9 protein-coding genes are annotated in these 9,374 nt (G+C 66.6%); 4 read left to right on the top strand and 5 right to left on the bottom strand.

Going from position 1 to position 9,374, the window contains the following annotated elements; all coding sequences use genetic code 11:
• The 3 genes from VAE54_RS14545 to VAE54_RS05440 form a co-directional block, all read right to left on the bottom strand.
• A partial coding sequence (locus tag VAE54_RS14545; protein WP_416223776.1) for a helix-turn-helix domain-containing protein occupies window positions 1-213 on the bottom strand: 213 nt, incomplete at its 3' end.
• A gap of 28 nt (window positions 214-241) precedes the next feature.
• Window positions 242-1,156 (bottom strand): bifunctional methylenetetrahydrofolate dehydrogenase/methenyltetrahydrofolate cyclohydrolase FolD, encoded by a 915-nt coding sequence (gene folD, locus VAE54_RS05445; protein WP_322800927.1) that lies wholly within the window; start codon window positions 1,154-1,156, stop codon window positions 242-244.
• A gap of 117 nt (window positions 1,157-1,273) precedes the next feature.
• Window positions 1,274-2,212, bottom strand: coding sequence for an SPFH domain-containing protein (locus tag VAE54_RS05440; protein WP_322800926.1), 939 nt, complete (start codon window positions 2,210-2,212; stop codon window positions 1,274-1,276).
• Between the two features lie 274 nt (window positions 2,213-2,486).
• Between VAE54_RS05440 and VAE54_RS05435 the strand changes: the two genes are divergently transcribed.
• The 4 genes from VAE54_RS05435 to VAE54_RS05420 all read left to right on the top strand — a co-directional run bounded on the left by VAE54_RS05435 (window position 2,487) and on the right by VAE54_RS05420 (window position 7,914).
• Window positions 2,487-3,170, top strand: coding sequence for a uracil-DNA glycosylase (locus VAE54_RS05435; protein WP_322800925.1), 684 nt, complete (start codon window positions 2,487-2,489; stop codon window positions 3,168-3,170).
• Window positions 3,171-3,244: 74 nt separating this feature from the next.
• Window positions 3,245-6,019: a PBP1A family penicillin-binding protein gene (locus VAE54_RS05430; RefSeq protein ID WP_322800924.1), complete on the top strand. Its 2,775-nt coding sequence runs from the start codon at window positions 3,245-3,247 to the stop codon at window positions 6,017-6,019.
• Window positions 6,020-6,174: 155 nt separating this feature from the next.
• Complete coding sequence (locus VAE54_RS05425) at window positions 6,175-6,852, top strand: glycerol-3-phosphate acyltransferase (RefSeq protein WP_322800923.1); 678 nt, start codon at window positions 6,175-6,177, stop codon at window positions 6,850-6,852.
• A 222-nt stretch (window positions 6,853-7,074) separates the two neighbouring features.
• On the top strand, window positions 7,075-7,914 hold the full coding sequence (locus VAE54_RS05420) for a DegV family protein (protein ID WP_322800922.1): 840 nt from the start codon (window positions 7,075-7,077) through the stop codon (window positions 7,912-7,914).
• 79 nt (window positions 7,915-7,993) lie between these two features.
• On the opposite strand, the gene fbp is transcribed toward VAE54_RS05420, so the two are convergent.
• Together fbp and VAE54_RS14540 are read right to left on the bottom strand one after the other, a co-directional pair.
• On the bottom strand, window positions 7,994-9,145 hold the full coding sequence (gene fbp, locus VAE54_RS05415) for a fructose-1,6-bisphosphate aldolase/phosphatase (RefSeq protein ID WP_322800921.1): 1,152 nt from the start codon (window positions 9,143-9,145) through the stop codon (window positions 7,994-7,996).
• 69 nt (window positions 9,146-9,214) lie between these two features.
• Window positions 9,215-9,367 carry a DUF4058 family protein gene (locus tag VAE54_RS14540; RefSeq protein ID WP_416223777.1) on the bottom strand — a complete coding sequence of 51 codons (153 nt, stop codon included), beginning with the start codon at window positions 9,365-9,367 and terminating at the stop codon, window positions 9,215-9,217.
• Between the last annotated feature and the right edge of the window lie 7 nt (window positions 9,368-9,374).

Genomic DNA, 9,374 nt, shown 5'->3' with positions numbered 1-9,374 from the left:
GCCCTGCTCCAGCGCCTCCAGGCAGCGGGACAGACCCCAATTGTAGGCAAAACGGGCGTTCCCCCGTGTTTGGCCAGGGCCACCCGCTGCGCCCCGTTGGGATCCCGCTCGAAGCGAAACGCCTGCATCCCCCGCATCCCATCCTCCAGCCCTCGCCTGGCGCGGTTCCGCGCGGAGAGTTTCACGGTTGCAGCCGGTCGTCAGAACGGGCAATAAATGCTAACAAAATGGGCAACTGCTGTCAACCCTCTATGGGCTCCAGCCATGGCGATGCGGATCCTTCCACCTGACGCTGGGCCGCCTTCAGGGTGTTCACCAGCAGCATCGCCACGGTCATCGGCCCCACCCCTCCCGGAACGGGGGTAATGGCGCCGGCGACGGCGGATACCTCCTCAAAGACCACATCGCCGACCAGCCGGTAACCCCGCGGGGCCTGGGGATCCTCGATCCGGTTGATCCCCACATCGATCACCACCGCGCCGGGCCGCACCATCTCCCCCCGGATAAGACCCGGGCGTCCGACCGCGGCGATGAGAAGGTCGGCCTGGCGCGTCAGCGCGGCCAGATCCGGCGTCCGGGAGTGACAGATCGTCACCGTGGCATCCAGGCGGAGGAGCAGGAGGGCCATGGGCAGCCCCACAATCCGGCTGCGCCCCAGGATCACCGCCCGGCGGCCTGCAATCGGGATCCGGGCTTCCTGAAGCATGGCCAGGATCCCCAGCGGCGTGCAAGGGATAAAGTAAGGATCCCGCCCCTTCAGCCCCAGACGGCCGATGTTCAGCGGATGAAAGCCGTCCACATCCTTCTCCAGCGGGATCGCGCTCAGGATCTCCTCTTCGTCCAGATGGGAGGGCAACGGCAGTTGCACCAAGATCCCATGGATCTCCGGATTGCAGGACAGCGCTTGGAGCAGCTCCAGAGCCGTTCCCCGATCGGCATCCGCCGGCAGGTTATAACGGAAGGTGCGGATGCCTACCGCGGCGCAGGCGCTCTGTTTCGCCTGCACGTAGGTCTGGGAGGCCGGATGATCCCCGATGAGGACCGTCGCCAGGCCAGGGACCTGACCTGTGCGCGCCCGGAACGCTTCCACCTGAGCCTTCACCCATTCCCGCCATCGGGCCGCCATGGCCCGCCCGTCCAGGATGCGCGCCGCCATGAGCAGATCCCCCCTCCTTTGGGACTTTAGGACCGGTCGGCCTGGCCCCAAAGAACCTGTTCCCTGAGTGGAGCGTTAGGAAAGCCCTTCAGCTGTCCATGTTCCGGTCGAACGCCCTCAACGGGAGGGCTCGCTGCCCTCCGGGGGACGCGGGGAGCCTGCGTTCCCGACCAGGTTCGAGAGCGGCGTGATCAGCCGGGTGAATTCCATGGGGAAGACGAACTTGGTGGACGGGCTGGCCCCCAGCGCTTTGAGGGCTTCCAGATATTGCAGGGTCATGGTGTTGGCATCGAGGGTGCGGGCGACGCTGAAGATGCGTTCCAGCGCCATCGCGAAGCCCTCGGCGCGCAGGATCTGGGCCTGGCGCTCGCCCTCCGCCCGGAGGATGGCCGCTTCCTTCTCCCCCTCCGCCTTCAGGATGGCGGCCTGCTTCTCGCCCTCCGCGACCTTCACCGCCGCCTCCCGCTTTCCATCGGCCTCGGTCACCAGGGCGCGGCGGTTGCGCTCCGCCGACATCTGCCGGGTCATCGCCTCCAGCACATCCCGTGGCGGCTGGATCTCCCGGATCTCCACCGCGGTGACTTTCACCCCCCAGCGCTCGGTCACTTCGTCCAGCTTCACCCGCAGGGCCTGGTTGATGTATTCCCGCTTCGCCAGCACATCATCCAGCAGGATGTCGCCGATGACCGCCCGCAGGGTGGTGGTGGCGATCCCCACGGCGGCGGAGACGAAATCCCGCACCTGCACCACGCTCTGGACCGGATCCACCACCCGCCAGTAGATCAGGAAGTCAATGCCGATGGGGGCGTTGTCCTTCGTGATGGAAGTCTGCTGAGGGATCTCCCGGAACTGCTCCCGCAGATCCACGGTGATCGCCCGATCGACGATGGGGATCAACAGCACCAGCCCGGGCCCCTTCGCCCCGATCACCTTCCCCAGGCGGAACACCACCAGCCGCTGGTATTCCGGGACGATCCGGATCATGGAGCCGAGAAGGGCCAGCAGGATCAGGCCGCCACAGACCAGGAGCAACAGCAGGGAGACAAAGGTTTCCATCGTTACCTCCCTTATGGCGATTTTGGATTAGAATCCATGCGCAGGTGCCGGCGATCCCTGGAAGGGGAGAACCAACTCGGAAGCCAGCCCCGTACCAGAGCGATCATCCGGAAGACCCGCGGCGGGATTCGCCGGGTTGCTTACCAGTTTAACCGAAATCCCTCCTGCTCGGAGCGCTCTGGGCCTGGGGAGGTGATGGCCAGCCGCTTCCGGCAGCCAGCCCAGGGGATGAAGGTTATGCTTCCTGCCGGAAACCCTGGAGGGCAGTTTTGTGATGCGGGAATCCTTAGATGAGATCGCCCGGGATGTCATTCAGTGCCGCCAGTGTCCTCGTCTGGTGGCTTATCGGGAAGCCGTCGCCCGGGCGAAACGGCGGCCGTTCCAGGATTGGGACTACTGGGGCCGTCCGGTCCCCGGGTTCGGGGATCCCCAGGCCCGCCTGCTGGTGGTCGGGCTGGCGCCCGCCGCCCATGGGGCGAATCGGACCGGGCGGATGTTCACCGGGGACAGCTCGGGGGATTTCCTGATGGCGGCCCTTTATCGGGCGGGCTTCGCCAATCAGCCCACCTCAACCCATCGGGAGGACGGGCTGGTTTTGCGGGATGTCTATCTCACAGCGGTGGTGCGCTGCGCGCCCCCGGGCAATCGCCCCTCCCGCGAGGAGCTGGCGAACTGCCGGCCCTACCTGATCCGCGAGCTCCAGGCCCTGCCCCGGATCCAGGTCGTGGTCGCTCTGGGGCAGATCGCCACCGAGGGCGTTCTGGCCGCCCTTCGCGCCCTGGGTTACGATGGGCCCCGCCCGGCCTTCCGCCACGGGGGGCTCTATCCGCTGGGCGCCGGATGGCCTGTTCTGATCACGTCCTACCATCCCAGCCGCCAGAACACTCAGACCGGGCGGCTCACGCCGGAGATGTTCGATGCGATCTGGGCGCTCGCCAGACAGGTTTTACAGGAATGAGGGGGCGCTGCGGGGGCAACGACACGCCAGCCCTGCAGGGCCTTTGCTATCCTTTCCGGTGGAAATCGAACACGATGGGTGAACGCTGGCCGTATCCAGGTGGAGATGCCTATGAAACCACTGGCGGGCGGGTATCTGGGTGGGACCGCCCCTATCGGGTCCCTCCGCAGCCGCCAGCGGGGGGACCGCCTCGGATTCCGCCGCGTCCTCCGCAGCCTTCCGCCGCGCCGCGGCGTCACGCCTGGGGACGGATCGCGCTGTCCGCTCTGCTGATCCTGGCGCTCCTGGGAATGGCGGGCGGTGTGGTGGGTCTGGCGGGTTATGTCTACGTGGCCATGCAGCTGCCGCCCCCCGAAACCCTTCAGGAGCGGGCGCTGAATCTCTCCACTTCCCTGGTGCTGGTGGATCGGAACGGGGAACTGCTCGGGGAGATCGCCGATCCTCAGAGCGGCCGCCGGCAGCTGGTCCGCCTCTCGGACATCTCGCCGTGGCTGATCCAGGCTACGGTGGCAACGGAGGATCCCCGGTTCTGGCAGCATCCCGGATTCGACCCGATCGCCATCGCCCGCGCGATCTATCAGGCTATCCGGGAAGGGGAGGTGGTGAGCGGCGCCAGCACCATCCCGCAGCAGCTGGTGCGGAACCTGTTGATTCCCCCCGAGCGCACCCTGCGGCGCAAAATCAAAGAGGCCGTGTTGGCGGCGGAGATCACCCGGCGTTACCCCCGGGAGCAGATCTTGGAGATCTACCTCAACACGATTTATTACGGGAACCTGGCTTACGGTGTAGAGGCCGCCGCCCGCACCTATTTCGGGAAACCGGCGAAGGATCTCAACCTGGCGGAGGCTTCTTTCCTGGCTGGTCTCCCCCAGGCCCCGGCGCTCTACGATCCCTTCACGCCGGAGGGCCGGGAGCGCGCCCTGCGGCGCCAGCGGGATGTCCTGCGCCTGATGGTCGAAGCGGGGTTCATCACGCCCGAGCAGGCGGAAGCCGCCGCGCGGGAGATGGCCGCCCGCAGGTTCGAGAAACCTCCCCTGGCATCGCCGGCGCCTGAGGCTCCCCACTTCGCCCTCTATGTGCAGCAATGGCTGGAGCAGACCTTCGGCCTCAACGTCCAGGCCCTCCATCGGGGCGGCCTGCGGGTGGAAACCACCCTGGACCTCCGCCTCCAGCGGATGGCCACGCAGGTCCTGCGGGCACACCTGGAGAAGCTAAAGGACAAAAACGTCCATAACGGCGCGGTCGTGATCCTGGATCCCCACACCGGCGAGATCCTGGCCATGGTGGGGAGCCCGGATTACAACGATGCGGAACACGGCGGCCAGATCAATATGGCCATCATCCCCCGCCAGCCCGGCTCCTCGATCAAGCCGCTGACCTATCTGGTGGCCTTTGAAAAGGGCTGGACCCCCGCCACCTTGATCTGGGATGTGCCCACGCGCTTCCCCGATGGACCGGGCCGGTTCTATGAGCCGGTCAACTACGATCGCCGCTTCCACGGCCCGGTGACGGTTCGCTATGCCCTGGGGAATTCCTACAACATCCCGGCTGTGAAAGCGCTGGCCTTTGTCGGGCTTCCGGCCTTCCTCCAGCGTGCTCGCGACCTGGGCATCACGACCCTGACCCGGCCGGATTACGGCCTCTCCCTCACCCTGGGGGGCGGGGAGGTGCCGCTTCTGGAGATGGCCGGCCTTTACGCGGCTTTCGCCAACGGAGGCCGCCGCATCCCGCCGGTCCCGGTCCGGAAGATCACCGACGCCTTCGGCCATGTGCTCTACGCCTACACACCGCCGCCGGGCCAGCCGGTGATGCGGCCGGCGCATGCTTACCTGATCACCCACATCCTCTCCGACAACGAGGCCCGCCGGGCCGCCTTCGGACCCAACAGCCCGCTGAAGCTCTCCCGGCCCGCGGCCGCCAAGACCGGGACGACCAACGATTTCCGGGACAACTGGACATTGGGCTACACGCCGGATCTGGTGGTCGGAGTCTGGGTGGGAAACACGGACAACTCCGAGATGAAAGGGGTCACCGGCATCACCGGCGCGGCCCCGGTCTGGCACGATGTGATGGAGGAAGCCCACCGCATCCTGAACCTGCCCCCCCGGGAATTCCAGCGGCCCCCGGGGATCATCGAGCGGGAAATCTGCCTGGATTCCGGCACCCAGCCCTCCCCCTATTGCCCGCCGGATCGACGGCGGATCGAGCTCTTCGCCGCCGACCAGCCTCCGCCCGGGCCCGAGCACGACCTGTGGAAGAAAGTGGTGATCGATGGGGCCACCGGGCTGCTCTACACCGAAGGCTGCCCTGGCCCGCCGATCGAACGGGTCTTCTATGTGATCCCGGAGGAGGGGCGCTGGTGGGCGGAACAGCATCAGATCCCCCAGCCCCCCACCGAGGTCTGCACGGTCGCGATCCCGGAGGTGATTATCCGGTGGCCGAACGAAAACACCGTGGTGCGCGGGATGGTCCCGGTGCTGGGGACGGTGTGGATCCCCGATTTCGCCTATTACAATGTGGAGTGGGGGATCGTAGGGCCGGATGGCGTGTCCTGGCAGTGGTTAAGCGGACCGCACCTGGCGCCGGTGCGGGATGGCCAGATCACGATCTGGGATGCCTCCCATCTCCCCACCGGATGGTATGCCCTGCGGGTAACGGCCTTCAATCGTTCCGGACAGGCGTTTGTGGGGGAAGCCCGGACGTATGTGGACAACGGGATCGTGCCTACCCCCACGCCGATCCCGACGGTGACCCCCAGCCCGACGCCGGAGCCTGTCCTGCCCACGCCGACGCCGGTTCCCACACCGGAGCTCCCCCTCTCGCCCACCCTTCCCCTACCCCTGCCATAAAGCGGACGAACCAGGCTCACACGGAGGCACGGGGAACACGGTATTCTCCGTGCCTCCGTGTGAAGATCTTCCCCCCACCGGTTGTATTCCCCTGCGCTTCCGCGTTATGCTTAGAGGGGTGCTGACCCTCAATTTCCGGAAGGCAGGGGGTCATTATGCTGGATCTCGGATTTATTTTGATGGGTTATCTCCTCGGTTCGATCCCCACGGCTTACCTCGCAGGTCGTCTCCTGCGCGGAGTGGATCTGCGGCATTGGGGCAGCCGCACCGTTAGCGGGACCGCGGTGTATTACCACGTGGCCCGCTGGGCCCTCCTCCCGGTCGGCCTCTTCGATGTCCTCAAAGCCGCCCTCCCCACCCTCGGAGCGCTGTCCCTGGGCCGTCCGCGCGGAGTGGCGGTGGCGGCGGGGCTGGCTGCCGTCCTCGGCCATAACTGGCCGGTCTGGCTGGGCTTCCATGGAGGGCGCGGCATCGGCCCGTTCCTGGGGATGCTGGCCGTGACCTTCCCGGCCGGGGCTCTCTGGCTCCTCGGCGCGCTGGCCATCGGGCGTCTGTTGGGCGCCACCGCGATCATGGCCCTGCTGGCGATCGCCGGATTGCCCGCGCTGGTATGGCTGGCCGGTGGACCATCGGAGGTGGCATTCGGGGGGCTGGCCATGCTGGGGATCACGGTGATCAAACGCCTGGAGGCCAACCGGGAACCGCTCCCCCCAGATCCGGTGGAGCGCCGGCAGGTGTTCTGGCGACGCCTCTGGCTGGACCGGGATACGGCTTCCTGGGAGGCCTGGATGTTCCGGCATCCGGGCGACCGGCATCGAATGCCCGCCGGGTGAGCGCGCTCCAGATGCCCGGAACATGAATCCGCGCCGCCCTCGTGCGGAAGCCGGGCGCGTTTGCGGTCCACCGATTGGCGAGCGGGTTCCGAGAAGGCGAGCCCTTCCCCTGAAGGTCCAGAGGGAAGCGCATTCCCGAAGGGCGGAGAACCTGCTCGGCTGCCCGGGGCGGCGCTGGGCCATCGGGTAATCCCCCCGCGTTCGCCTGCAGGGAGAAGCGCCATGGCGAAGATCGCAGTGGTCACCGATAGCGTGGCGTGCCTGCCCCCCGAACTGGTGGAAGCCTATCGCATCCGCGTGGTCCCCGTTCGCATCATCCTGGGGGAGCGGGTGTTCCGGGATGGCATCGATGTGACCGCCGAGCAGATCTACGAGTGGCAGCGCGCAGGGCTCATGGCGACCTCTTCCCAGCCTTCCATCGGGGATTTCCTGGAGACCTACCGGGAGCTGGCGAAAGAGGCCGAGGGGATTGTTTCTATCCACGTCTCGGCAGCGATGACGGGAACCTACAACGCCGCCCTCCTGGCCGCTCAGATGGTCCCCGAGGTGCCCATTCGAGTCCTCGATAGCCAGGCCGCCACCATGGCTCAGGGGTTCCTCGTCCTGGAAGCGGCACGGGCCGCCGAAGCCGGGGCGTCGCTGGATGAGATCGTCGCCCGGGTTGAGGCCCTCCGCCCCCGCCTTCGGTTCTTCGCTGTCCTGGAGACGGTGACCTACCTCATCCGGAGTGGGCGAGCTCCCGCCCTGGCCTCCCTGGCGGTGGACGTGCTGCAGATCAAGCCGATCCTGACCCTGCAAAACGGCCGCATCGAGGTGCTGGCGAAAGTCCGCACGCGACGCCGGGCGATCGAAGCCATGCTGGAGCGGATGGCCCAGGATGTAGGAGGTCGTCCGGTCCACGCCTCGGTCTTCCACGCGGCCGCGCCGGAAGAGGCCGAGGCCCTGCGGCAGCAGCTCCTTGAGCGGTTCGATTGCCGGGAGTGCTATCTCACCGTTTTCTCGCCGGTGATGGGCCTCTATGCCGGGCCGGGCGTGCTGGGGCTGGCGTATTACACGGAATAGGGGGCGCATTGAAGCAGGAAAACAAATCGGGGCGGGCAGTTTCCCTGCCCGCCCCGATCCGCCTTCGATACGAATCCGCCTAATCCGCCTCGGCCGCGCTGCCATCCCCGCCCGCGATGGCTGGATGGGGCTCGGGCAGGGGCTCCCAGCGACCCACCAGGCGCTCGGCCACCTCGGGCAGCGTGGTGTATTCCATCTCCTCCATCGGCAGGCGGTGGGGCTCAAAAGGCCCGTGACGTCGGAAGTGATCCGCGATCACATTGCACAGCCGCCGCGCCTCATCGAAGGCCGGATCGTCGAACATATCCCGCGGCCCGATCAGCCGGCCGTCGGCCAGCTGAAAGCCCAGGGCTACCACCCGCGGCGGACCATCGAAGCGGGTGCACTTGGCGTATTGGAGAGGCACAGGCATCAGCGGTCCGTAGTGGGAGCCCCGCATCCAGCCCTCCACGATGTGCGGCATGGTGAAGGGTTCCAGGATCTCCCCCACCGCCGGGAAGATCCCCTGCGCCCGCACGATGCACACCGGGTCGTCCTTCCCCACGTAATGCCCGGCGATCAGAGAGAGGCGTTCGGTGGAAGAGACCGCCGCGATCTCCCCTTTCTTGGTGTAAACGGCCTTGATCATATAACGGCCCGGGGCCCCGATGAAGACCAGAAGGTCATACATCTCCTCGGGGCAGTTGAAGAAAATCCGCTTGTGACCCTTGACATCGTGAACCTCAAAGCGGAAGCCTTCGTGGAGGGCGGGAGAGATCACCAGGCCGGCCGTGTTGAAGGGATCTGCGAACATGCGGAACAGGGGTAGATTCCAGGCGCCGGCGGAGGTTTTGTCGGCCATGAAGACGATGATGGGCTCTGAGGGGCGTTCGACGAAGGACATCTCCGCCACCCCCGGCCCCATCCCCCGCACATTCCCCGAAAAGGCGTCGGCGATGAGGTCCTGCCCGGCCCCGTAGAGCTTCATCTCCTTCGCTTTGACTGTGCATCGCTCGAAGGTCTCCCAGGCCAGGCCGTGGACGATGGGGCTGTCGACGCCGTGGCGATGGGTCATGATGAGCTGCAGGTCGTCCCCGCACCAGGTCACATAGTAATCGATGATCACGCCCCGGCGCTGGGCCTCCTCCAGATGCTGGCGGGCCAGGGCCACCAGATCCGTGTGGATCCCGGAGTGGCCCACCATGCCCCCGATATCGGCCTTGATCACGCTGATCGTGATCTCCCGGCTCATCGCGCACCCCCTATTTGAGATGTTCGGGAAACCCATCGGGGATCGCCGGCGTCGCCGGCATCCCCGGGGCTATCGCCTCCGGTATCCCTTCTCCCGAAGCAGCGTGGTGGCCCATTCGGCGAAGGGGGGTTCGAGCGGGGGGACCGGCTCCTCCTCATAGCGAACCCGGAGATCGTAAGCCGCCCGCTCATAAACGGTTTGAAGCAGGCGCCCCAGATCCACCTCCGGC

The sequence above is a fragment of the Thermoflexus sp. genome, from assembly GCF_034432235.1.
GTDB lineage: Bacteria > Chloroflexota > Anaerolineae > Thermoflexales > Thermoflexaceae > Thermoflexus.
This window is presented reverse-complemented; position numbering and strand designations above follow the sequence as displayed.